Annotated in this window: 12 protein-coding genes, 2 tRNA genes and 3 pseudogenes; 11 read left to right on the top strand and 6 right to left on the bottom strand. The window is 58.5% G+C overall.

What is annotated here, in order from left to right; genetic code table 11:
• Positions 1 to 93: 93 nt before the first annotated feature.
• The 7 genes and pseudogenes from ACROHD_RS17185 to ACROHD_RS17155 all read left to right on the top strand — a co-directional run.
• A pseudogene (locus tag ACROHD_RS17185) lies at positions 94 to 948 on the top strand (TM0106 family RecB-like putative nuclease); the annotation flags it as partial.
• A 420-nt stretch (positions 949 to 1,368) separates the two neighbouring features.
• On the top strand, positions 1,369 to 2,955 hold the full coding sequence (locus ACROHD_RS17180) for a DEAD/DEAH box helicase (protein WP_432679611.1): 1,587 nt from the start codon (positions 1,369 to 1,371) through the stop codon (positions 2,953 to 2,955).
• The gene (locus tag ACROHD_RS17175) at positions 2,942 to 6,148 is read left to right on the top strand and encodes an STY4851/ECs_5259 family protein (RefSeq protein ID WP_432679606.1); all 3,207 of its coding nucleotides are present in this window, start codon (positions 2,942 to 2,944) and stop codon (positions 6,146 to 6,148) included. Before ACROHD_RS17180 ends, ACROHD_RS17175 begins: the two co-directional genes overlap by 14 nt.
• Entirely contained in the window at positions 6,145 to 12,201 is a 6,057-nt protein-coding gene (locus tag ACROHD_RS17170; protein ID WP_432679605.1) for a DEAD/DEAH box helicase, read from the top strand. Before ACROHD_RS17175 ends, ACROHD_RS17170 begins: the two co-directional genes overlap by 4 nt.
• 289 nt (positions 12,202 to 12,490) lie before the next feature.
• Positions 12,491 to 14,095: a hypothetical protein gene (locus ACROHD_RS17165; protein ID WP_432679604.1), complete on the top strand. Its 1,605-nt coding sequence runs from the start codon at positions 12,491 to 12,493 to the stop codon at positions 14,093 to 14,095.
• 462 nt (positions 14,096 to 14,557) lie between these two features.
• Positions 14,558 to 14,878: a hypothetical protein gene (locus tag ACROHD_RS17160; protein ID WP_432679602.1), complete on the top strand. Its 321-nt coding sequence runs from the start codon at positions 14,558 to 14,560 to the stop codon at positions 14,876 to 14,878.
• 51 nt (positions 14,879 to 14,929) lie between these two features.
• Positions 14,930 to 15,214 (top strand): annotated as a pseudogene (locus ACROHD_RS17155) (transposase); the annotation flags it as partial.
• On the opposite strand, the pseudogene ACROHD_RS17150 reads toward ACROHD_RS17155, so the two are convergent.
• From ACROHD_RS17150 to ACROHD_RS17130, 5 genes and pseudogenes are all read right to left on the bottom strand, one after another.
• A pseudogene (locus tag ACROHD_RS17150) lies at positions 15,209 to 16,339 on the bottom strand (IS256 family transposase); the annotation flags it as partial. The pseudogenes ACROHD_RS17155 and ACROHD_RS17150 overlap by 6 nt on opposite strands.
• A gap of 393 nt (positions 16,340 to 16,732) precedes the next feature.
• Positions 16,733 to 16,834, bottom strand: a tRNA-Met gene (locus ACROHD_RS17145).
• Complete coding sequence (gene terL / locus ACROHD_RS17140; RefSeq protein WP_432679601.1) at positions 16,821 to 18,293, bottom strand: phage terminase large subunit; 1,473 nt, start codon at positions 18,291 to 18,293, stop codon at positions 16,821 to 16,823. Before terL ends, ACROHD_RS17145 begins: the two co-directional genes overlap by 14 nt.
• Positions 18,286 to 18,738 (bottom strand): DUF5681 domain-containing protein, encoded by a 453-nt coding sequence (locus ACROHD_RS17135; protein WP_432679600.1) that lies wholly within the window; start codon positions 18,736 to 18,738, stop codon positions 18,286 to 18,288. The genes terL and ACROHD_RS17135 overlap by 8 nt, the downstream gene beginning before the upstream one ends.
• On the bottom strand, positions 18,738 to 20,240 hold the full coding sequence (locus tag ACROHD_RS17130) for a DNA methyltransferase (protein ID WP_432679599.1): 1,503 nt from the start codon (positions 20,238 to 20,240) through the stop codon (positions 18,738 to 18,740). The genes ACROHD_RS17135 and ACROHD_RS17130 overlap by 1 nt, the downstream gene beginning before the upstream one ends.
• A gap of 362 nt (positions 20,241 to 20,602) precedes the next feature.
• On the opposite strand from ACROHD_RS17130, the gene ACROHD_RS17125 reads away from it, so the two are divergent.
• Genes ACROHD_RS17125 through ACROHD_RS17115 form a run of 3 tightly spaced genes read left to right on the top strand, consistent with a single transcriptional unit; the run spans position 20,603 to position 22,925 of the window.
• The gene (locus tag ACROHD_RS17125) at positions 20,603 to 20,845 is read left to right on the top strand and encodes a DUF3489 domain-containing protein (protein WP_432679597.1); all 243 of its coding nucleotides are present in this window, start codon (positions 20,603 to 20,605) and stop codon (positions 20,843 to 20,845) included.
• Positions 20,842 to 21,258: a DUF2924 domain-containing protein gene (locus tag ACROHD_RS17120; protein ID WP_432679595.1), complete on the top strand. Its 417-nt coding sequence runs from the start codon at positions 20,842 to 20,844 to the stop codon at positions 21,256 to 21,258. Before ACROHD_RS17125 ends, ACROHD_RS17120 begins: the two co-directional genes overlap by 4 nt.
• On the top strand, positions 21,255 to 22,925 hold the full coding sequence (locus ACROHD_RS17115) for a recombinase family protein (protein WP_432679594.1): 1,671 nt from the start codon (positions 21,255 to 21,257) through the stop codon (positions 22,923 to 22,925). The genes ACROHD_RS17120 and ACROHD_RS17115 overlap by 4 nt, the downstream gene beginning before the upstream one ends.
• A gap of 378 nt (positions 22,926 to 23,303) precedes the next feature.
• On the opposite strand, the gene ACROHD_RS17110 is transcribed toward ACROHD_RS17115, so the two are convergent.
• Positions 23,304 to 23,393, bottom strand: a tRNA-Ser gene (locus ACROHD_RS17110).
• Between the two features lie 227 nt (positions 23,394 to 23,620).
• On the opposite strand from ACROHD_RS17110, the gene ACROHD_RS17105 reads away from it, so the two are divergent.
• Entirely contained in the window at positions 23,621 to 24,466 is an 846-nt protein-coding gene (locus ACROHD_RS17105) for an SPOR domain-containing protein (protein WP_432679609.1), read from the top strand.
• Positions 24,467 to 24,471: the final 5 nt, after the last annotated feature.

Below are 24,471 nucleotides of genomic sequence, written 5' to 3'. Positions count from 1 at the left end.
AAACTCAATCAAGGATGAGCCAGAGCCTCCAAAACAAAACCCGCTCTGATGTCCCAAATTATCTGACGACGGACAGAGCCGAAGGAGCACTGCGACATTTGCAGATGGCGGACCAAATGCGACGCACGGCGCCGCGCAGATGACCATCTCTGTCTGGTCGCCGGGATCAGCAAGAACCAGACGTCTGAACTTCAGGAGAATGGGATTACGACGGCGGCAGCTCTCGCGGAAATGCCGACGCCCATGCCCTGGAAGCCAAAAAAGGGGCCACCGCTCTCCTACGAAAAGGCGCGTGAGCAAGCCCGCATTCAAATGGAGTCTCGCGAGGCCGGAGAGGTCCGGTACGAGCTCCTGCCGATTGTCGAAGATATCGGCCTGTGTCTGCTGCCTGAACCGTCTGACGGAGACATCTTCTTCGACATCGAAAGCGATGCGTTCGTTGGGGAACACGGCCTCGAGTATCTCTTCGGCTATATCTATCGCGATGAAAATGGCGCCTGGGCCTATACGGCAGATTGGGCGTTCGACCGGGAAGGCGAGAAAGCCATCTTCGAGCGCTTCGTAGACTTCGTGAATGCGCGCAGAGAACGGTATCCGGATCTGCACATCTACCACTACGCACCTTACGAGCCCGGGGCGCTGAAACGGCTGATGGGCCGGTACGCGACCCGCGAAGGTGAGATCGACGATTTCCTGCGCAGCAATCTGCTGGTCGACCTCTACAGCGTTGTGCGCAATGGACTGCGCGCTGGGGTCGAGAGCTACTCGATCAAGAAGTTAGAGCCGATCTACGGCTTTGTGCGGGATACCAGTCTGCCAGATGCGAACGTGGCTCTTGCGCGCCTGCAGGCCGGGCTCGAACTAGGCGATATCGATGCCATTGACGGCGAGGTACGCGCGACCGTGCAGTCTTACAATTACGAGGACTGCACCTCGACCATTGCCCTCCGCGACTGGCTTGAACGTCGCCGGCAGGAGCTTGTCCATGCCGGCACGGATGTTCCGCGTCCCTTGCCGTCCGATCAGGAGCCAAGCGAGGCGCTGACAGAACGTCAGGAAGCAGTGCAGGCCCTGATCGAGCGCCTCACGGCCGACGTGCCCGCGGATATCGAAGAGCGGAGCGACGAACAGCACGCCCGTTGGATCCTCGCGAATATCCTCGACTGGCATCGTCGTGAGGACAAGGCCGCCTGGTGGGAATACTTCCGGCTTTCCGCGCTCACGCCAGAAGAACTCATCGACGAGCGCGCCGCGTTGTCACAGCTCGTGTTTGTTGGAGACGTGTCGCCACCGGGCGCTCGGACGCCTGTGCACCGCTATGCATTCCCGCAGCAGGACACGGATCTTCGTGGCGACGAAGCATTGCGGATGAATGGCGGCGACAAAATCGGCAGCGTGATCGAGGTTTCTGCGGATGACCGGACGGTCGACATCAAGAAGATGGGGAAGACGGCTGACATCCACCCCGAGGGCGTCTTCGCGCATCAGATGTTCAATACGAAGGAACAGGCCGACAGCCTGATGCGGCTTGGAGAATACGTTGCCGACCATGGCATCGCAGGGGACGGGCCTTATCAGAGCGCCCGGGCACTCTTGCTGCGTCTCAAACCGCAACTTGGCGATGGACCGATCCGGCAGCCGGGCGAAACGACCCTGGACGCTGCGCTTCGCGTCGTTTGCGAGCTTGGTGAAGGCGTTTTCCCGATTCAGGGCCCTCCGGGAACGGGAAAGTCGTACACTGGCGCCCGCATGATCTGCGAACTCGTCAAGCGTGGACAGAAGGTCGGGATCACGGCCAACAGTCACAAGGTGATCCGCAACCTGCTCGACAAGGTCGTCGAAGCCGTCCCGGAGATGAAGGTCGATCTCTGCTGCGTGCAGAAACCGAAGTCCGGCGAGATGGAACCTGATCAGGACCGGTTGAAGTTCGTGTCGGACAACGCCGGGGTTTATGCCGCGCTGGGCTCAGGGTCGGCGCAGGTTGCAGGTGCGACGCACTTCCTTTGGTCACGCGCTGACGCGCATGAAGTGCTCGATGTGCTCGTGATCGACGAAGCCGCGCAGATGTCTCTGGCCAATGTCCTAGCAGTTGCTCAGAGCGCGAAGACCCTAATCTTGCTTGGAGATCCACAGCAGCTGGACCAGCCCACGCAGGGCACGCATCCGGACGGCACCGGCGTCTCCGCGCTCGAGCATGTTCTTGGCGACGCGCATACGATTGCCGAAGACGAGGGCCTTTTCCTGGAGGAAACCTGGCGCCTGCACCCCGATATCTGCCAGTTCAATTCCGAGCTTTTCTATGATGACAAGCTGCACTCTGTAGAGGGATGCGAGCTGCAGGAAATCCGCGGTGGCGGGTCCCTTACCGGAACGGGCCTGAGGTTTCTACCAGTTGAGCATTCAGGCAATCAAAGTTCTTCGATTGAGGAGGCCGATGCCGTTGCTGGACTTGTCGAGGAAGTTTTGTCCGGTCAGCCGACATGGATTGATCGGGAGGGACAGGAGAAGCCTCTCACGCTCGAGGACATGCTGATCATCGCGCCCTACAACGCGCAGGTCTTTGAAATTCAGCAGCGGTTGCCGGGTGCGCGCGTCGGGACTGTCGACAAGTTCCAGGGCCAGGAGGCACCCATAGCGATCTACTCGATGGCGACATCGAGCCATGCCGACGCACCGCGGGGCATGGAGTTCCTGTACAGTGCAAACCGGTTCAATGTTGCGATCTCTCGCGCGAAGTGTGTTGGAGTCTTGGTCGCGTCACCAAAGGTGTTCGAGGCGGAATGCAGGACGCCGCGGCAGATGCAGTTGGCAAATGCATTTTGCAGGTATCTTGAATGCTCAACCGAAATCGATTCTTCTGTTTCCCCAAAAAAGACAATATCTCAATTACAAGAGAGGGCAGATCGCCCTTGCGAAACAAAATGCGTCGAACAGTTATCAAATGAAGATACTTGATGAAGTCCTAGACGAAAGCGGAGGCTTAGCCGCGCCCGACGGCAGGCCACTATTTTCTTATAGTTACTCAGCCGAAGCTCATGCCCGTTTGGGGTCAATACTGCCTGCTCGGTTGTCCATCGGACAGACACTGCCCGAGACTTCTGCCGCGTTTGTTCTTTGGGCTTCAGAACACATCCGTGCGGACTTTCTCGGAGGACAGCTAACTTGGAGCTTCGTATTTGATGGACTCGGGATTGCCGAGGATCGCGACCTAGCTGTGGTTTTGGTTGATCGGGGATTGAAGTGGTGGCTCAGAAAAGTCCGCACAACTGAAACTGGGATCCGCCAGTATCTGTACTCTTTGATGTCGGAAGGCGGGCTGCCCCAAGCACTTCTGCGGCAGCAGGGTCTGTACAACAGAGTTGTCGTAGGGTTCTTGAGAGAGATTGAAGCGGAGGGCGGAACTCACGCACGAGGTATCGCGCCAACGATTGCGGGTAGATATATCGTCAGTCTTCCGCAAGCCTTTCACAATACAGATTGGGTTAAAGCGCTCTCAGAGTTCGGTATGTCGCTCGTCGAGCTTCGCGAGCGAGTTCCTGAAGGAATCGAGCCGGGGCTGATCGAGAACTGGCTCGACGAAAATGTCCGTGATTGGAAAAAAACTTTGCCGTTGCGTCTCTCACCTGAGGCGTATGAGGCTCTAATCAGGCCAGCTCTCAAGTCTGAACGAACTCGTCTCGTCAGGACGGACGTCCCTATAGCACGACAATTGTGCCGAGGCAGCGATGGTATCTGGAGGGGCTATGTTAAGTACGCTCCGAGCGGCACCATCCCTGGAGACTTGCTGCCGGAGGCGGTGGGGCAGAGGTTGAGGCTGGTCGCCACGTCTGGTCCAAAAGGCGCATCCGTCAGCTACACTGCGTCGCCCGAAGAAAAAGCATGGAGCCTACGTCGATTTGGGACGCAGCAAACGACGTCTTCTCAATTAAGTATTTCAGAAACGATCGTTTTCGAGGCGTATGCGGACGGACGTACTCTGGGCTCGGTTGTTATGGACCCCGGGCTACCGCACTCTCTGGAGGCTCCGAGCATCTGGAGGGCTGCCGATCAAGTTGAAGGCTTAGCGGTCGATACGTTGCTTCCATCTTCAGGACGCACGCAATCACAGGCGCTTTGGATCCTCACAAGTTCTGACTGCCAACCTGCCGTGAGTGACGGGCTTCAAATCGGAGACTCCCAAGATGCGGAAGACGGACAACTTTGGCCCGTGTCTGGAACCGGAATTGTTACCGTGCAGGGCCTACAACTTCGCATAGGTACAGGTGTCGAAGACGCTGAGGATCGTGCCCGCATCATTCCGATCGGCGACACTTTGACCGGGTGGCGCTTGAAGGACGGAGGCCCGATTTTTTTGGGTGAGCCAACAGTTCTTACTGGGATTGGTGACGCTCCCTTGCGCGCTCCAGATCAATCTTCAGTAATTGTACGCGAAGGTCGGAGTCTGGGAACGAAAGTCATCTCTTGGAGTGGCGACGCTTTCGGCGTCGCTCAAATGCGGATTGTCAGTCTTCCCTCAACAACAAGCCTCGTTCTGAGAGAGATGTCAGCGGGAACGGTGGAGCTGTCCGTGGATGGGTTCCCTGATAACTGGACGCTTGCATTGTCTTTGGGAGACCAGGTGGTTCGCCAGGAAGTTGGCTCTGCGCCAGGCAAACTGAGCCTAACCGCGCCAGGGTCTCCAATCGGGCTGATCATCTTGAGGCTCTCAGATCCTGTATTAGGTCGACACTTGGAACTTCTTGCTGCCTGGCCCTCACGCGAGGGAATGCTTCTGGATCCGAGCGGAAACCGGCTTCAAGACAATAGGCCAATCGTCCCCGACGCCCTGCGAGGATGGCGCGCGGTTGTTCCTTCCGGATCGGCCGGCGATATTCAGCTGAAACTCAACAATGAACCGCCGAGCGCGTTCAGAATTCGGGGGGAAGCGTCGCTGGGAGCAATGTCTCAACTGGTGTGGCTCATGCTCGCTCACGGCGGGCCTGACGCTCAGGTTGATATACGTCTGATTGTTGGAGGCAACGAGGGTAAACGACTGGAAGTTCGGCGCTATGAAAATCACGCCGCCGTCAGGGGTTCTATCCTGAGGCTCGGGCAAGAGCGTGATCCACAGCGGCCGGGTGATCTACCGCAAATCGTAATTGAGAGCGAAGAAGATCGCGCCGAAATCATAGCCATCAGCCTCACATCAGATACTGCGCCGGTCTCCGCGAGGTTTACAGTTTCGGATATTGATCTTTCTGATTCCCTAGAAATCGACCTCGGCCCCTGGCTTCTCTTTTCCCGTCTCGATGGCAGAATTCAACGTGCCGCAGTTTGGGTTCCCGAAGAGCGAAACCTAGGGCGCCGAGAGGACCGCATTGCTGCCTACGTCGACGAGTGGCGGGCCTTGGTGGATCAACCCGAGAACCCAAATTGGCGGCGCAACTGGCAACTCATACAATATGCCGCGGACGCAGGAGACGCGGGCGTTCTCGATCAAGTGCAGGCGCTGCCCAAAGTTCCGGAAGCCGCCTTGTCGCTCGCCTTCAGGGTCGGCTCCTCAGACCTGCCCCTTGTCCTTGGCCTTGAAACGGCAGCTCCAATTTACTGGCCAGCGACACTTCTGGAATATTTTCAAACTGCGATGAATCATTTCTGTGAGTTTAGGCGAACTCAGCTGAGAACTGTCTTCGAGGAAGCTGAGCTCGAAGAGGAGGTCGACCGTGCCCTTACTCGCCGGGTGAAAGAGATTGCATGGCTTCATCCGGAGCTTTCGGGCCACCTAGCGATGGCATTGATTCAAACAGATCGAATTCGCCTGATTGCAGATATGGAACTTGCTGCGAGACTTGGTCCGTCGATCAGACGCAACGCGCGGGTACGGCTCGTTGAAGTTGCGCACGAGGCGGTGCGGCGCCTCGATTGGCTTCCTTCGGGTCTAGTAAATATTCGCACCTTAGCCCAAATCGAAGGGTTAAGGTTCAATCAACATGCGCAGAAATTGATTGATGCTCCGATTGTGGTTGCTGAGGCATCTCTTGGTTTGAGACAGCCTCTCAAAACTCGAGAAATTCTGTCGTTGATCAACTTGCGACTTATCGATCCTGTTTATTTCGACACAGCGCTGCCACTGGCGATCGCGTACTTCAAGGAAACCGCTGACTCATGACAGATCCCCACCTAAACAAAATACTCGAGTCACTCTCTAACCGCGAAGCTACGGCAATGGTTGCGATGCGGAGGATCGCGTCAAAAGGATTAAACGCAACTCTCCTCCGGCGCCTTTCTGAGAAGCCGGGACAAGCAGATGCGCTAATTGCCGATCCAATCTTTGAGATTTCTCGTGCCTGGAAACCGGCGGATCAAACCTTCGATGAATTGTCTGGCAATCTGCTCGATGCGCGCCTTGTTGACGCTTTGGATAGCGCCTCAGCGGAACGAATGAAGCGGGAGTGGAGCCCCTATCAGCACCAGCTGCAAGCTTGGAACGCAGCGAAAGAAGGTCTGTCTTGCCTTGTCAGTTCCGGAACGGGCTCGGGCAAGACCGAGTGCTTCATGGTGCCGATGATCGACGATCTTTTGCGCGAGGATGCCCCCGTTAAGTTAAAGGGCATCCGAGCGATTGTTGTCTATCCGCTGAACGCACTCATCGAGAGCCAGCGAGAGCGACTGGCTGCGTGGACGGCGCCACTGAAAGATCGAGTATCCTTCGCCCTCTACAATGGGCTTACGCCGGAGACGGCAAGAAAAGTCGACCAGGCCAAGCTTGCCCCGGCGGAGATCGGAAACCGCAAAGATATCCGGTCAACGCCCCCCTCCATTCTCGTGACCAATGTCACGATGCTCGAATACATGCTGATGCGCTTTGCGGATCAGCCGATCCTGAAACAGTCCCAGGGCCTCTTGCGTTGGATCGTCCTCGATGAAGCGCACAGCTACGTTGGCGCTCAGGCTGCCGAAATGGCGCTGCTTCTTCGGCGGGTGCGCGCAGCATTCGGTGTGAAGCCAGAGGATGTGAGGTTGATGGCCACCTCTGCCACCATCAGCGAGGGCGAGGGCACCAAGGAAAAACTCTCCAGCTTTGTCTCCGATCTTGCCGGCGTTCCTGAAGATCGCACGCGCGTCATTGAGGGAGAGGCGATTGACCCGGAGCTGCCCAGTCCTGGTGATGATGGGCCATTTGATTCTGCCGCCCTTCAAGCATCTCCGCCGTCTGAACTGTGGAACATGCTGGCGCCGCATCCGAGAATTCACGAGCTGAAGAAAAAGATGCTCTTGGGAGGCCTGACCTTCAGCGAAATTAAAGGGACACTGGGCCTTGATCAAACAGAAGCAGCACAGTCCGTCTTATTCTCGGCTGCCAAAGCGGAAAACCCTGAAGGTGAGAAGCTGCTCCCTTGGCGATCGCATCTGTTTCACCGTGCACAAGGTGGAATATGGGCCTGCATTGACCCGAATTGCCCGGACAAGGATGCGGAACTCACTGAGCAAGAGGCCAACTGGGACTTTGGGGCCATCCACCTCTTTCAAAAGGATCACTGTACCTGCGGTGCGCCGGTTTTTGAGGTGCTCGCCTGTTCAGACTGCGGAACCCCTCATTTGGTTGCAGGCATTGAACAGAGCGGTGCTGACCTACGGCTGATTCCGTCTCGTCAGACGGAAATCGATGACTACGCCGTGGACGTTGAGCCTGAACAGGATGAGGCTGAGGAAACCCTGACGGATCGCGTTTGGCTGGCCGCCTCGCTAGACCTTGGCGCCAGCTTTGTGTCGGTGCCGGAAGGAGAGGTGTTTGACAACGCCGCTCCGGAAAACAAACAGAGCGTGCAACTTCGTCTGTTCGATAGTCCAACGGACCGCAGCTGCTGCGCGAACAGCCAAAACGCCAGGATGATGCCCTTCCGCTTTGGACCGCCGTTCCTCATGGCGAATTCGCTGCCTGAGCTGGCGGAGTCACTCGCACCGCCCCTTCAAACATCGGGAGTTCCGATGGGTGGACGCAGGGCAATTACCTTCTCGGATAGCAGGAAAGGAGTTGCCCAGCTGGCGGCAAAACTGCAGCAGGAATCCGAGCGGAACCTGACCCGCGCCTTTCTCTACCACGCGGTGCAAGAGGGCAGCGGCCTCGATCCAGAGGTAAAATTACAACTGGAAAAGAAGCTCGCAAAATATCTGGCGCTACCCGAGCCAGACGACTTTGCCGACGAAATTGCAGATCTCAAAAGCCAGCTTTCTGATCAGGAGAAACCAGTTGCCTGGCGCAACCTCATCAAGCGTTTCTCCGATCAGTCTGAATTAAGGAACTTTGCTGCGGAAGTTTGGCGTCCCAGACGCTTCGGTGGATCACAAATGGCGGATGAACCATCCAAACTTGCGGAAATGTTCCTGTTTCGGGAGCTGTTCCGCAGGCCGCGCGTCCAAAACAGCATCGAGACGATGGGGCTAGCTCGATTGGCTTTCCCCGAACTGGAAGACCGTTGCCGCTCCAATATACCCGCAGCGTTGCAAGAGGTGGGGGTAACAGCGGAAGGGTGGACTGGTTTGGCCCTCGCTGCAATCGACTTCGTGTTCCGGGACAACTTTGCCGTAAACGTAGAGAGCGACGAGTTCGCCCGATGGATTAACCCGCGGCAGCCTGGCCGGCGATCAGTCTTTAGTCCTGAGGCTCGTGAACTAGGAGTTGCAGAGAAAAGCCCTTATTTCTGGCCAGATCCCGAACCGCGTTCTGCGAAAGGGTCCCGCTTCCAAAGACTGGTTTACGGCATAATCGGCGGTGATTGGACAAATGCTGCGGATACTGACCGTGCACGAGAGGTCCTGGATGCGCTCTGGTCGCTCATCAAGTCAACGGCTGCGCGAGATACGGGCGCAGGAGCCTGGCGGCTCGATTTTGAGCGCGCGGCCTTAATGCGCGTTGAGACAGCGTGGCTGTGCCCTGTGACGCGGCGACTGTTCGGTTACGCGCCGGGCAAGCAGGTTTCCCCATACGATCCAGCGCGTGAAATGACGCCGGTTGTCATGCCAAGGATCCCAGAGGCCAACGCAGGAGGCGTTACCCCTGAGGTGCGCGCGCAACTTCGAGAGTGGACAGTTGGCGACGAGACTGTGCGGTCACTGCGCGAACGTGCGCTTTGGACCGACCTGCATGACCGAGTATCATATTACGCGCCCTTCTATCGCGCTCAGGAGCACTCGGCTCAAATCCCACGGCAATTGCTGTCGGAGTTCGAGGAGGAGTTCAAAGAGGGGAAGATCAATCTGCTCAACTGCTCGACAACGATGGAAATGGGGGTCGATATTCCCAACGTTCAGCTGGTCGTGAACTCAAACGTACCGCCCTCAATTTCCAATTACCGGCAGCGCGTTGGTCGAGCGGGTCGGCGCGGAGAGCCATGGGCATTCGCTGCGACGTTCTGCAGAGATCTGCCACTAGATCGCATTACGTTCGAAAATCCCAAGCGTCTACTTGAGGCGCCAATCGCGGCGCCGGCGGTTCGCTTGGACAGCCCAATCGTTGTGGGAAGACACGTAAACGCGGCCTTGCTCGCCGGTTTCCTTAGGGATCGTATGGCGGGCATCAATGTGAGATCTACGGTCGGCGATTTCTTTGGAGCGACTGAGGATCCGGACAATCCGGTGGAACCCGATGCGCCGGCCGACGTCTTCCTCGACGCGTTGCGCGGCGCTTGGAGCTCAGAAGATGTGGCCAACGAAGCCTTGGGCAACTTAACACGCGGAACTGCGTTTGATCAGGTCTCCGTAGAAGAGCTTGCCGCGCAGGCCGCGAATGCCTTCGAAGATCTGCTCAATCAGTGGCGCGCAGAGCATGCAGAAATTCTGACGAGGGCAAGCCTCTCAAATGATCGGGAAGCGTCAAAGTCGCTGAACCTGAAAGCCAAGAAAATGGCAGGTCAGTTTCTGCTGAGTGTTCTATCGCAACGCGGCTTCACCCCAGCTTATGGTTTCCCGGTTGATGTCGTCACATTTGACCATATCACCGGCGAGACCGGCCCCGCCGAAACGGCAACCTCTGAAATCTCGGATCGACTTGGAGGTGCAAGTCGAACGCTCGATATTGCGATCCGCGAATACGCCCCGGGCGCAGAAGTCGTCATCAATGGTTTGGTGCATAAGTCCGAGGGCATCTTGCCGGCTTGGCAAAGCTCCACCGACGCGTCTGGCATCGAAGATTTGGGCATTCATTGGCACTGTGCGACCTGCAATGACTTCGGCTTGTCCAAGACCGGCTATCCTGAAGCCTGCCCGGAATGTGGAGCGTCCAATCTGAACTGGTTTCGCAGTCTTCGCCCATCGGGATTCATCGGCCGTCAACGCCCGCATACTGGTTATGAAAGTCTCGGGTTCGTGCCGTCTGAGATGCCGAAAGTCTCGGCCTCGGGCGAACCGTGGGTTTCGCTACCCGATCCTGATGCTGGACGGATTCGCGTCAATTCGTCGGGCAGGCTTTTGACTCTCGGAGCAGGGCTGGACGGGTTTGGATACGCTGTCTGCCTTGCATGCGGACGCGCAGAATCTGAAACCGGTGAAGAAGAGGGTAATCCCTGGCCCACTGCAATAAGGGGTCACAAACTTCTGGCGCCTGTCCAAGATGCCGACCTGCAGGGAGGAAGATGCCCAGGCGGCGATCCTGCGGCAGGGCGGGTCCAGCGCAATGTTAGGTTTATTCATGATGCAGCGACCGATGTGTTCGAACTGCAACTTCCGCGAGGTGCGAAGTCGGGGGAGGCGCTCGCTGTTGCCGCGGCACTTCGAGAGGCGCTGGCCCGAAAACTAGGCACCGAATCTAGAGAGATCGGCGTCGCCTGTTCGCGCACGCGCGGCCCGTCAGATGATCCCCGTGCAACAGCGGTTATTTTCGACCACGCGGCCGGCGGAGCTGGTCTCTCGTCGAGACTAGCGGAGGCTGACTGGCTTTCCGATGTCCTTCTACAGGCGGCGATAATTCTCGATTGCTCATCAGACTGCGACAATGGCTGTCCTGCCTGTGTCTTGCGACCCGATATCAATTTCATTGGTGACAAGCTCGACAGGCGAGCGGGCCTCGAGGTCATGCGGAGCCTTATGAAGAAACTCAGGTTACCCGATGAGTTGCGGGTATTCGGACCTCAGACTTCGGTTGTGGGGCTTCCAGTTGCAGACTGGATTGAAAGACAAAGACGGGCGAGGAAACTCTCCGGTCTTACGGTATTTATGCACAGTGATGTCAAAAACGAAGCCTGGGATCTGGATGTTTGGCCCCTTCAACAGGTGCTTGTCCGTGCATCTCAAGACGGGATTAGGCCGCGCATTGTTCTACAGTCGAAAGCGTTGTTGGGCGGGGGGGTCGATCTCAACCAGGCGCTTTGCCTCCATCGCTTTTCGACCTTCTCAGACATTATGCACTTGCAAACTCTGCCAACGATGGGCGGCACGCCTATCATAGCCTGTATTTCATGCTCGAACGAAGAGATAGCGATCGCCGCGACGGATAGTCTGGCGTCGATCCCAGGAGAGAATTGGGGATTGGGGGAGACATCGCCCTGTTTGAAGGGCCCTCCGCCTCAAATTTCTGACCCGCAACCCCTTTCCACTTCATCGCTGCTTCAACAAATGAGCGGCAACGCTAAAGTCGTCGAGATCAAATCTAAGCTAGATGGCCCCATGGCCGAGTTTGGATCGGGCTTTTGGCAGCTCTTGAGGCGAAGTGATGTTCTCACTGTCGGGAAGATACAGAGCTCGGGAGTTAAATCCATTACCTACCGAGATCGCTATTTGCTGACGCCACTTGCTTTGAGGCTATTCGCGGAAGTCGTTCGTGCCGTACCTGGGGCAAGAGGAAATCCGGTCAAACTTCTCATAGAGTCTTCTCATGTGGGGCCAAGTACGAGAAATGCTTACTCTGTTTTCGATGCCTTCCCTGACGACGGTGTGAGGTCAGATGTTATTTCCGAGGTTTTCCCGGGCGCAACGGTCAAAATAAAGCCAAAGAGAGACCTGCCCCATGAAAGGCAAATGGTGCTTACTCTTGAGGACGAGCGACAGTTGATCATTAATTTTGATCATGGTTTTGGCGCTTGGCAGGTTGTAAGCAAACCGCGACACAGGTTCGATGGCCGACCTTCGGAGCAAGCTGCCTCTTTGTTGAATTTGTCGGCAAGTGTGACAATCCGAGAAGGTCAAAATGGAACTGTGATTATCAGGAGTGTAGAAGGTGTTGTGTAGTGGCAGCTGTATGACGCGGCCTTCACATTCATGAATCCTGCGTCTGAAATTGAAGTGACTGGAAGCAATCGCCAGTCGACGTTGAGCGCGCGAAACAGACTAAAATCAAATGAGTGCAGAGCATGCCCAAACAAGATCGCAAGACGAATTCAGAAGAGCGTGGCCTCGCGTTGCTCCTCCTCAACAGCGGTCAGCAACCAAGGCCAACTGAACGGGACGGAGTACCAGTGAATCATGCTATGGGGGTTTCTGAATTGAATTACAGGCTTCGCTTACCTAATTTTGCGCAATGACCAATGCATTTTCCGAAGCGCTTTCGCCCCTTGCGGCCAGCATGCCTCGCGCCGTCCACGATCTGGAGGTATTGCGGGTATCAAGCCAGTTGGATGGCGAAGACTTCGCCGTAGCGACCCAAAGCGCTCGAGAAGCGGCGTTGAAATGGGCCGCGAAGCGAGCAGGTGCCCGTCTGCCGCGGCAGGCTTGGGATTTTGAAGACTTTGAAATGGTGACTGGTGGCAGGAATAGTGCAGCGGTCCACATCAAGTCCGATGAATTGGACATCTGGGCGCTCCGCGCCGAGGACCCTGACAAGAATGTCGCGGGTAGGATTTGGTCCACCGAACTGGTGATAGGCGGACGACTAGGCGAACGGCCCTTCCTGAGTGCTCGGCTGATCGCCAGCACCACTGAGCAAGAGCTTCAGGTCGAGCCGCACGTGCCCGGACTGATTCTGCAAATAGCAGAGGCACCGGGGCTGGTCAGGGCGGGGCGTAAGCTAATTTCCGAGCCGCAAACAATAGAGACCGAGAACGCAGCAGAAGACCTCTGCGACCATCTGGAAGACCAGGAACGGCGTTTGCCCGTAATAGTCGTTACGACCTCGGAAATCGGAACCAGCCTGGTCGATGACGTAGTATTAGCGCGTGCAGTTACGGGAATGGCGCGCGTTGTTCGCGTTCCAGCAGAGTTAACATGGGTGCTGACCAACAGGTTTGGGAAGTACCGCTCCGTGTTTGGTGGCGCTGTGCGGGCCTACATGCCTGGGTTCTCCGTGACCGATGACCCATTTCGCCACCGCCTGTTTCTTGCAGACCGCCTCAGAAACGGCGAAGGCGTGGCAAGTGCCATCTGGTTGCGTAGGGCAATAGCACAACTGAGCGTATCCGGGACAAGACTTGGTCGGGATGTTCTTGATTTCGCTTCTGTGAAGACGGCCAGCCGGCGCCTCAAAACCGCCGCGATGAAGGACGTCGAAGCGCCCGATGAAGATCTGATCGCTACTGCGAATGAACTGATCGAGAGCCTCGAAGAACAGATCAAGGAGAAAGACAAAGAGGTCGACGGCTACATCGAGGTCGCCGAAGCTGCTGAAGCGCGGGCTTCGGCTTCAGAACAGGAGCACAGGTCGCTTCTATATCGTGTCAGACACCTTGAAGAAGTTATCAAAAAGGGTGGGACGACACCAACTGAGGAACCGCCTCTACCTCAAGCATGGAGCGAGTTCGCCGACTGGATAGATGGGACGTATCCGGATCGGGTTGTACTGACCCCTTCGGCGCGTCGCATGGTGAAATCGCCTGCATTCGAAGATGTTGAGGCAGTTGCGCGTGCAGTAACTTGGCTAGCGACCGAACACCATGAGCGGCGTATCGACGGCGGTGGAAGCCTGAGGGATGTTCAAGTTGAGAATGGTGTCCGAAATTCGCCGTGTGGTGGCGATACGTACAAGACAAGTTGGCGAGGGCGGCCTTATGATGTCGATTGGCATGTGAAGAACGGTGGAAACACGCGTGACCCCAAGAAGTGTCTGCGTATCTACTATTTCTGGGAACCGGAGGCTTGCTTGACGGTGATCGATCATCTTCCGGGACACATCAAAACAGCGGCCACGTAGATTTGTTTGGTTAACCACTTGCGCTGGAGTTGCTCTCCTATTGTGTGACAATGCGCCAGCTTGCAGGTCTTCGGGCGTCGCGCCCTGTCCCAGGCGGCCTGAACCGCGCCGCCGGCAGTGTCAAAGGAACTTCGCTTGAGAGCGACTGGCCCGGCATTGTCAGACAAACTCAGCTTGCGGCGGGGCAGGGTGGTGACTAGCGATCTACTCGATGGCAACATCGAGCCATGCTGATGCACCGCGGGGCATGGAGTTCCTATACAGTGCAAACCGCTTCAACGTTGCAATCTCGCGGGCGAAGTGTGTTGCGGTCTTGGTCGCGTCGCCAAGAGTCTTCGAGGCGGAATGTCGGACTCCGCGGCAGATGCAGTTGGCGAACGCTTTCTGTAGGTATCTTGAGTGCGCAAACGAAACCGTATCCGCTACAGTTGAGGAATGGAAACCCGAGTTGGAGCAAGGACGATGATCACCGCAGATACTCCAGAATGGAGTGTTCCGAACCTGAAGAGGCATCATCAGAAGCACTGCATTAAGGCACCGGACTGCTTCAAAGATGTTCTTGGCGCTACATTTTCAGTTACAGAGGAAGAATATCGCAATGCCTCTGAGGAGGCTTTTCAGAATGCCTATATTCAATACGACGGCAGTGAAAAAGAACGAGGAACAGCGCACTTCTATGAAAAGTGCCATCATCGGGTCGATGGTCGAAGCCTAAAAACTACTAGTGATCTAGAAAGCGGACAATCTGGCTGTCTGACGTCAGCGCCTATGGGACAGATTTGAGGTTTTCGTAACGGAGGTTTTCTGGTTCATCGCAGCCAATATGGAGCGAAGATGAACAAGAAATCCGGAACATCGAAGGACGCGGCTGACAAGCTGGTCAAAGGCATCCGCCGCAAGACGCGCAAACAATATTCCGCCGAAGAGAAGATCAGGATCGTGCTGGCGGGCCTGCGCGGCGAAGAGAGTATTGCCGCGCTCTGCCGTCGTGAGGGCATCAGTGAGAGCCTGTATTACACGTGGTCGAAGGAATTCCTTGAAGCGGGCAAGCAACGCTTGGCCGGGGATACCGCCCGACAGGCGACATCGCCTGAGGTCAAGGAACTGCGTTCGGAATCTGCGGATGGCGAGGTAGATCAACTTGGTTGCGGCCTCGTCGGTTGGGAATGAGCCCCGCGTCTTGATGGATTTCCGGATCACGCGGTTCAGGCTTTCTATGGCATTCGTCGTGTAGATGATTTTCCGGATCGCCGGATCGAAGCCGAAGAACGGGATCACCTCCTGCCACGCCCGCCGCCAGGCCGGGGCTATGGAGGCGTATTTCCCGGCCCATTTTTCCTCGAAGGCATCCAGCTCGGCCTCGGCCGCCCCGGCGGTCGGGGCGCTGTAAATCCGGCGCAGATCGGCGGCCACAGCCTTGCGATCCTTCCACGAGCAGAAGTTCAGGGAATGGCGCACCAGATGCACGATGCAGGTCTGTACCATGGCGTCCGGAAAGGCGGCGGTGATCGCGTCAGGGAAGCCCTTGAGCCCGTCCACGACGGCGATCAGGATGTCCTGGACGCCCCGGTTCTTCAGCTCGTTCATCACCGAGAGCCAGAATTTGGCACCTTCGTTCTCGGCGATCCACAGGCCCAGAACCTCGCGGCTCCCATCGCGGGTAACGCCGAGGGCCACGTAGACGGCCTTGTTCTTCACCGTCCGGCTGTCCGCGTCGCGGATCTTCACCCGCAGGGCGTCGAAAAGCACGATGGGATACATCCGGTCCAGCGCCCGGCTCTGCCATTCCCGGACCTCGTCCAGCACCGCATCGGTGACGCGGCTGATCAGGTCGGGCGAGACCTTCAGGCCATAGAGGTCGAGCAGGTGGGCCTGGATGTCCCGCACCGTCAGACCGGCGGCATAGAGGCCGATGATCTTGTCATCCATCCCGTCGATCCGCGTCTGGCCTTTCTTCACCAGTTCCGGCTCGAAGCTGCTGTCCCGGTCTCGCGGGATCGCCACCGGCATCTCCCCGTCCTGGCCTTTCAGCACTTTCGTCGATGTGCCATTACGCCGATTGGATTGGCTCGGCGGCGCGCTCTCGCCCTCTTCATAGCCAAGATGCGCGGTCAGTTCGGCCCCCAGCATCCGCTCCATGAGCTTGATCTTCAGCTCTTTCATCAGCCCGGCATCGCCGAGCAGGTCTTCAGGGCGCTCCACGCCCTTCAGCAGTTCATCCAGGATTTCTTTCGAGATGGTCATTCTTGCTTCCTTTCGGTGAAGCATGAACCGGATCACTCATACACAAAAGGTCGGACACTCTCTCTGACGGCCCAAATGGTCGACAATGACCTGTCCGGTAATGAGATCACGGCGCGTGCGTAACCCCAACAAGGCCACGACCCGCGTGTCGATCAACAGGCCGGATACATATGAGCGACTTCCGAGAACATGCTAGAAATCATTTGCGGACAGCAGCCGGTACATACATCTGGGCCGGAAGCTTCCAACATCGCTCACGCCCACTGTTGCGCGCCTGCTACATCGCCGAACAGCCTTCGCGTGCTTCCACAGTGCTTCCACGGCTTTAGTGCGAACGCAAAAGGCCGCCCTTGGGCGGCTATCAACGTGTTGATCTATAGTGATTATTTTTGTTGCGGGGGTAGGATTTGAACCTACGACCTTCAGGTTATGAGCCTGACAGTTTTCGAATATAGGTGCGATCCACCTCGGTCTAATCGACTTAACCGTGCCCCCTCTGGTCCCTGGGGTACAATACCCGCGCCCTGGGGTAGCCCGGCCCCTTGAACCTTGAGCAGTGCCTGATTTCGAAAAGGTTGCAGTCGAGGGCAAAAAGCGCCTGGGACATGGAGTCGACCTGGTCATCGTATTTGCCGTTGGGGAAGGCGGCTGCCTCGGCCAGGAACCGTTCTTTCCAGGGGGCCGCCCTCGGCAAGCGAACCTGGCCGCCTTCCAGCTTGGGCGATTGGATGACCATGCGATCGACCTTCGAGCCTTTTGGGGTGTACCATCGGACACCTTTGCGATCCTGCCGCTCAAGCTGCTGAGCAAAGCCTGTCCCCACTCCGACTGATTCAACCATGATGAGGTTCGGCTTCCATCTCTCCCGCAGCTTCGTGGCGATGCGCAGCAAATCTGGCTGCAACTGCTGGCCGCGATAGGCGTCGAGCAGATCAACATGATTGCCAAGCAGACCCCAGGTCGTACAGACCGAGTAATCGTTGGTTTCCCCCGGCACTGCGGCCGTATCCCAACTCTGGATGATTGCCTCGTAATCGCCACGCCTCAGGTGTGGGGGGATTTCCCCAAACCACTCTGGCTTGATGATACTGCCCCCGGCCGGTTGCGGAGCCTGCTGGTACTGGGCTTCGAAGGCCCGGGCCCCCACCTCCCGACGCTTTTCCTCGAACTGAGGAATATCCATGTGCTCGGGTAAGAGCGCAGTGCCCTTTTCACGGTTCCAGTCCACATTGTCGGTCATGGGCACATCACAGTCGCACGGCGCGATTGCCGGAAGCTCCAGAACCTCCCAGCCCCCGGTGGCGATGAGGCGGCCCGGCAGGTCATCATGGTGCAACCTTTGCGCAACCACGATGACAGCGCCAGACTTGGGATTGTCCAGACGCGTCATGACCGTGTCGGTGAACCATTGATGGACCTTGTCTCTCTGGGTTTCAGAGGCCACGTCTGCCGCTTTCGAGGGATCATCGAGGATCAGGATATCGCCGCCCTTCCCTGTCAACGCGCCACCGGAGGATGTCGCCATGCGAAAGCCGTTTCGCAGGGTTCTGAGTTCTTCAACCGAGCTTCGCTTCGGGTCCAGCTGGAGGCCGGGGAAGGCACCTCGGTAGGGGGTTGAATCGATCAGCCGACGGCTGTCGCGGCTGAATCCCTCGGCAAGATCGAGGCCGTAACTCATGCAAATGATCCGCCGGGCTGGGTTCCGCCCCAAGGCCCAGGCAGGAAAGACGACACTGGCACAGAAGGATTTCAGGTGGCGGGGTGGCATCAGGATCAGAAGACGCCTGACGTCGCCGCGCTCGACGCGTTCCAGGGCATGGCAAATTGCCCGGACGTGGGGGCCTTCATGGAACGGGGTGCCAGGCCGCAGTTCCAGGAATGCCCGCTGCACGAAGGGGAACAGCAGTTGCCGATACAAGGACCGCACGACTATGGCCGCAGATGGATCAGTCATCGTGCTCGCCTCCCTGTTCCTGCCCGTCCTCCTTCTGGGCGTTCAGCTCCTCCTCCACCGCCTCTACAAGCCCGACCCAATCAGCATGAGTCTTCAGAACCGCGAGATCCGCGTCCGCCAAAACCAAGTCCGCCTCGGGGCCAAGCGGGGCCTCACCCTCATCGGCAAGCTGAATGAGAAGCTTCAGATGTTGGTGACTACCCTTCGTTGCCTTCTGGACCAGCATCTCCAAGGCAGCTTCGAGCTTGGTCATCTGCACCTGTTGCCCGTTCTTCGTAACAGACAGTTTTGTGTTGAGGATTTTTTCGAGCGTCGCCTGCAGCGAGGCCTCCTTCTTGGCCTTGCCACTCGGGTTGCCAGACTGCCCTTTCTTGAACTGGGTGTGCTTCGGCGGCTTGCCATAGCCCACCTCGTAGTCGTCCCCAGGGGTCTCTTGAGTGCCCATCAGAAGTCCTCCTCGATCTTGTGAGATGGTGGGGGCGGCGGGGTGCCCACTGCTTCGCCCTCCATGGCCGCAAACCTGCGCCCGGTCTCGGCATGAACGGCCGTCTCACCGGTCAGAGATTGCCAACGGCGGATCGCCACATCGACATAGCCGGGATCCAGCTCGATCCCGATACAGCGCCGCCGACACCGCTCCGCAGCAAGAAGCGTCGTCCCGGACCCCAGGAAAGGATCCAGCACCAGATCCCCCTGCCCTGTCACGTCAAGGAGCGCATCCCGGACCATCCGGAGGGGTTTCACAGTGGGATGCAGGTTGAAGTCATCATCTTCATCCCGGCGTCCGCCCGTCGCCCCGGCGTAGTGCCAGACATTGCTGCGGTTCCGGCCATAGGTGCCAAGCTGGATATTGTTTTGGTGCGAGGCCCCGTCTTTCCGGGTCACGAAGACCAGCTCATGCTGGCTGCGATAAAGGCTTCCCATACCGGGGGCGTCCTTTACCCAGACACAGATATTGAGACATCTCAGGCCCAGGGCCTCCAAGGCAGATTGCAGCTCGCCCACGTGACGCCAATCCATGCAAATGAACATCACCCCACCCGGCTTCAGGCCGGCGGCGGCATTGCCAAGGGATTGGGTCAGGAAGGCCACGAACTCTTCCCGGCTCATCTCTCCGGAAGCCTGCGCAAACTCCCGGAAGCCACCCTTGGCCTCTCGCACGTGACCATTGACCTTCACATTGTAGGGCGGATCGGTGAAGACCGCGTCGAGCATGCGACCTTCCAGCAAGCGATCAAGCTCGTCCCCGTCCAGAGCAGAGCCACAGAAGATCCTGTGATCTCCGAGAATCCATCGATCCCCAGGCTGCGTGACCGCCGGTTGCGCCGCCAACTCTGCCAGGTCATCCGCATCCGCAGCATCCGGCTCCGTGATATCACTCTCTTCGAACACCAGCGCCTCAAGTTCGGGCATCTCGAACCCCGGGATCTCAAGATCCCCGTCGATCGAGAAGAGCTCTTCGAGCTCGAGCTTGAGGACCTCCCGGTCCCACTCCCCGGACTCTTGCAGCTTGTTCAGGGACAAGGCCAAGCGTCGGATTTCTGCATCTGGCAAATCGCCGACACTAAGCGCAGGCACGGCATCCGCACCGAGATCCCGCGCGACAGCCAGCCGCACATGGCCATCTACAACCTCATATCGTCCCGGCTCTGTTGCAGGCTTCACGAGGATGGGAACGCGGAAGCCGAAGCGCTCAACGGCCCGCCTGACCTTCTGGCGCTGCCCCTTCAGAGCACGCCGGGCGCGGCGGGGGGCCTCATCGATCTGATCAACGGCAATCGAGAGCAGCGTACAATCCGGAAAGGGATCGTTGCGCCGGGTCGTGACAGAGCCCGATGGCGCTTTCCTCGAAAGAGATGACCCATCGGCGCTCTCCTGTCGCGGGACCTTGGACAGGCCCTTGGCATTGGATGTCTGTGGTTTGGGGGGATGCGCGTGTTTCGCCATGCCACCTCCTGGTTTCTCGTGTTCCGGGGCGCTGTGGCGACGCTGTCTTCAGACCCGGAGACGCCAACCCAGCAACGCGTCCCAAATGGGTCGCGATTGTATCCTCTAGTGGGTTCGGAAGCCTCCTGCTCCGATGTCTCCATACTATGATTCGGGTCGAATCCCGTCAACACAAAATTCATGTAAAGTATTGATTTGGTTGACAAACGCGAAGGCGGGGGCTTTAATTCCTCGTATCCCATGACATTCGACTGGACTTGGTTGGCGAACAGAGCGTCCATGTGCACACGCCCGGTCTCCCCCCGGGCTCCGCTCGGTGACGGGGCTGCCTTCCGCCGCCTCGCAGGACACAGGAGACTGTCATGACGACATCGAGCCAGACCAAGCCGCGCGAGACCAAGATCGCCACTGTGCAGAGACTGCTCGGGCGCAAATCAGGCGCTGATATTGGCGCCCTGCAAAAAGCGACGGGATGGCAGGCGCATTCGGTACGGGCCGCCTTGAGCGGACTGCGCAAGGCAGGCTGCCAGATCGAGAAGCATCCATCGCCCAAGGAGGGTGGGCCCCCGGTCTACCGCCTGGTCAGAGACACGGCTCAAGCATGAGGCGACTTACTCTGTCGGATCTGGAGGACATGGACCGGACGACGCTCCTCGCCGCCTGGTCCACCCTCCTCGATGGGCCCGTGCCAAAGAACCTGAGCCAGCCCCTGATGCGGTCCTTCCTGGCTTTCGAGATCCAGGCCCGGCGCATGGGCGGTCTGCCCAAAGGCTTTGCCAAGGATCTTTCACGGGAGGTGCAGTCTGCGCCAGGACAGAGGGGGGCTCGCGCGACGCTGCCCGCTGGCGGCAAACTGCTGCGAGAATGGAACGGCGTGACCCATGAGGTCATCGTGACCGAGGCTGGCTACGAATGGCGCGGACAGTCATACAGATCCCTCTCTGCGATCGCCCGCGCCATCACCGGGGCCCGATGGTCGGGGCCCCGCTTCTTCGGACGGAAGGAGCAAAGGCCATGACCGGCACAAAGCTGCGCTGCGCGATCTATACCCGGAAGTCTTCCGAAGAAGGTCTCGAGCAGAGCTTCAACTCGCTCGATGCCCAGCATGAGGCCTGTGCTGCCTATATCGCAAGCCAGAAGCAGGAAGGCTGGATCCTGGCCCGGGATCGGTTCGACGATGGCGGACAATCGGGTGGCACCCTGGACCGACCGGCCCTGCAAAGGCTCCTCACCGAGATCGATGCCGGCCGCATCGCCATGGTCGTGGTCTACAAGATCGACCGCCTCACCCGGTCGCTCACCGACTTCGCAAAGCTCGTCGAGCGCCTTGAGGCCGCGGGCTGCTCCTTCGTCTCGGTCACGCAATCCTTCAATACCGCCTCCTCCATGGGACGCCTGACCCTGAATGTCCTGCTCTCCTTTGCCCAGTTCGAGCGGGAGGTGACGGCGGAGCGCATTCGCGACAAGATCGCGGCCTCCAAGCGCCAGGGGCTCTGGATGGGTGGCCTGGCCCCGATCGGCTACGATCCTCATCCCGACCGGGACAAGCGCGAACTGGTGATCAACAGGTCAGAGGCGGAGACCGTCACAGGGCTCTTCGAGCTCTATGACGAGATCGGATGCCTGGCTGGTGTCACCCGCAGAGCCCATGCGCTCGGATTGCGGTCCAAACGGCGCGCTTATGCGGATGGGCGGGTGACAGGGGACAAGCTCTTCTCGCGCGGGCAGATCCACCACATCCTGACCAACCCGATCTATCGCGGCCTGATCCGACACGGGGACAAGACCTGGCCGGGGCGACATCCTGCGATCATCCCTGAGGACCTCTGGACCAGGGTCCAGGACAAGCTGCAAAAGGGGGCGCACAAGCCGAGAGGCCGGAGAGGAACGGCAGTGCATGCCGAGGCATCACTCCTCACCGGCAAGCTGCGGGATGAGACAGGCGATCGGCTCACACCAACCTATACCACCCGGAAGGGACGACAGCATCGCTACTACATCTCGAACCGGCTGCTGAGCGGAGGCCCGGATCCAACGGCCTGGCGCCTCCCTGGTCCCAGGCTGGAAACGGCCGTTACAACAGCCCTGGCTCAGCATCTGACGCAGGCAGCAAAGGCCCGCGCCCTGACCCATCGCCCGGATTTGCGGCGCGATCAAGAGAGGCTCGACGCCGCCAATGCCCTGGTCCGGAAGATCGCTTCCAAGGACAGGGACCTCATCAGATCCCTCCTTGTGTCCGGAAGACTCACACCCAGCGGATCGATGGAGCTTGCCCTGGACCCTGCGACCCTAGCGCAGGAGCTCGATCTCAGTGCCGACGCGCTGCATCCCGATCTGGCCACGCTCTCGACCCGGTTCGACCGCCGGCGCCGAGGGCAGGAGGCCAAGCTGATCGTGGGCACGCCCACACCCGCTCCGGATGCCAGACTGCTGCACACGCTCTCCAGGGCCCTGACCTGGGCAGAGGCCATCCGGTCCGGGACCTCACTCGGAACGATCGCCGCGGCAGAACAGCAGCAGATAGTCTTCATCCGGAATCGCCTGAAGCTGGCTTTCCTCTCTCCCAGGATCCAGCGCGCCCTTCGCGATGGAACCCAGCCACCTGAGCTGTGTCTCGAGCGCATCATCCGCGACCAGGTTCCACTGAATTGGGACGAGCAGGAGCGCCGCTACGGCTTCGCCTGATCGGTTCATTGAAGGATGATGAGCACGCGCGTCAGGACCGCTGTACAACGTTCAGTGCTGCTCGTGCGATTTCCCTGCAAGTTCCCTGCCTGGCCCAGCAGGGAAATCTCTTCCAAGGCATTGGAACTGCTGGAGTAAATGCGGCCAAAGCCTCCGACAACCTCCCAAATCCGAAAAAATTCCCTGCAAATTCCCTGCGAGCAGGGAAATCACACCCGAAAACTGACCCGCGGGTTGCTTGCATCAGAGACTCGCAGGCGAAATGAACCGCATCCCGCCCCGGAGACGCGTCTCTACCAGCACCAAACAGGCCTAACCCGCGGGAATTCCGAAGGGAAATCGCGGGTATTTTACATTAATATCAAAGGGTTATGTGGGTGGCGGAGGAGGTGGGATTCGAACCCACGGTACGCTTTCACGCACGCCGGTTTTCAAGACCGGTGCATTCGACCACTCTGCCACTCCTCCGGCTGGGTCGGAAGCTTCCCATATCGCCCTCTTTGCGATTCTGAAAGTGGTCGATGACGGCACTGTAACCGCAGGATGTTGCCGATTGCGATAAGGATGGGTTTGCAGCGCGCGGGTGAAGCTGTATCCTCTGCGCGAATGGCCGGGCCGGACCCGGCGGCATGGACGGTGACGCCTTGGAAAAAGCGCAGCTAAAAAGCGCTGAAAGGCGGCAGAGCAGGGGAAAGATGATGAACTTCCTGACGGGCGACAGACATCCGATGCGGATTGCCGGGGCGCTGGCCCTGGTTATCGTGCTTGCGGGTTGTGACGACGGCTTTCAGCTGCCCTTCGGCCAAGGCGCTGGCGGCGGTGGCGCATCCGCGTCGGAGCGGGCGGGTTCAACCCGGCTGGTAGAGCGCGATGTCGAAGCGCCCGAGGTCTTCCAGGTCACCGATCAGGGGCTTTGGGACGGGCGGCCTTCGCTTGGCGGGGTCTGGGTTGCACATCCTGATGCTACCGATCCCGAGCGGGTTATCATACGCAACGAAGCCAATGGCCGTTTCGTGATCGGCGCGTTGTTCCGGCGCGAGCGGGACAATCCCGGCCCGGTACTGCAAGTCTCGTCCGATGCTGCCGCCGCCCTGAACATGGTGGCCGGTGCACCGACCGAGTTGAACGTCACCGCCCTGCGTCGCGAAGAGGTTACAGATCCGGAACCGACCCCCGCCGCTGCATCCGCCGCACCGACCGGTGAAATCGAGACCACCACAATTGACCCGATCAGTGCCGCGGCAGCTGCCATCGACGCGGCAGAAGCCGAGGCCGAGACATCCGCCCCGGCGCCACAGACCAGCAGCCTTGATCGGCCCTATATCCAGATCGGGATTTTCAGCGTAGAGGCCAATGCCGAACGCACCGCCCAAACTATGCGTGACGCGGGCTTGACGCCCATAGTCCATGAACAGACCAGCAGCGGCCGCGACTTCTGGCGCGTGGTCATCGGGCCGGCCCAAACCACCGCCGAACGCAATCGTATGCGGGAAACCGTGCGCGGGCTCGGCTTTGCCGACGCCTATTTCGTCACCAACTGATCTAC

This window comes from Nioella aestuarii (assembly GCF_050896395.1).
GTDB lineage: Bacteria > Pseudomonadota > Alphaproteobacteria > Rhodobacterales > Rhodobacteraceae > Nioella > Nioella aestuarii.
Note: the sequence above shows the minus strand (reverse complement) of the source record. Positions and strands in the feature narration are given on the sequence as shown.

Excerpts from the sequence above, each read along its gene's own strand:
- ACROHD_RS17120 (WP_432679595.1), top strand. The coding sequence starts at position 20,842 with ATGAGGCGACTTACTCTGTCGGATCTGGAGGACATGGACCGGACGACG.
- ACROHD_RS17125 (WP_432679597.1), top strand. The coding sequence starts at position 20,603 with ATGACGACATCGAGCCAGACCAAGCCGCGCGAGACCAAGATCGCCACT.
- terL (WP_432679601.1), bottom strand. The coding sequence starts at position 18,293 with ATGACTGATCCATCTGCGGCCATAGTCGTGCGGTCCTTGTATCGGCAA.
- ACROHD_RS17170 (WP_432679605.1), top strand. The coding sequence starts at position 6,145 with ATGACAGATCCCCACCTAAACAAAATACTCGAGTCACTCTCTAACCGC.
- ACROHD_RS17105 (WP_432679609.1), top strand. The coding sequence starts at position 23,621 with ATGATGAACTTCCTGACGGGCGACAGACATCCGATGCGGATTGCCGGG.
- ACROHD_RS17175 (WP_432679606.1), top strand. The coding sequence starts at position 2,942 with ATGAAGATACTTGATGAAGTCCTAGACGAAAGCGGAGGCTTAGCCGCG.
- ACROHD_RS17135 (WP_432679600.1), bottom strand. The coding sequence starts at position 18,738 with ATGGGCACTCAAGAGACCCCTGGGGACGACTACGAGGTGGGCTATGGC.
- ACROHD_RS17115 (WP_432679594.1), top strand. The coding sequence starts at position 21,255 with ATGACCGGCACAAAGCTGCGCTGCGCGATCTATACCCGGAAGTCTTCC.
- ACROHD_RS17160 (WP_432679602.1), top strand. The coding sequence starts at position 14,558 with ATGATCACCGCAGATACTCCAGAATGGAGTGTTCCGAACCTGAAGAGG.
- ACROHD_RS17165 (WP_432679604.1), top strand. The coding sequence starts at position 12,491 with ATGACCAATGCATTTTCCGAAGCGCTTTCGCCCCTTGCGGCCAGCATG.
- ACROHD_RS17180 (WP_432679611.1), top strand. The coding sequence starts at position 1,369 with ATGAATGGCGGCGACAAAATCGGCAGCGTGATCGAGGTTTCTGCGGAT.
- ACROHD_RS17130 (WP_432679599.1), bottom strand. The coding sequence starts at position 20,240 with ATGGCGAAACACGCGCATCCCCCCAAACCACAGACATCCAATGCCAAG.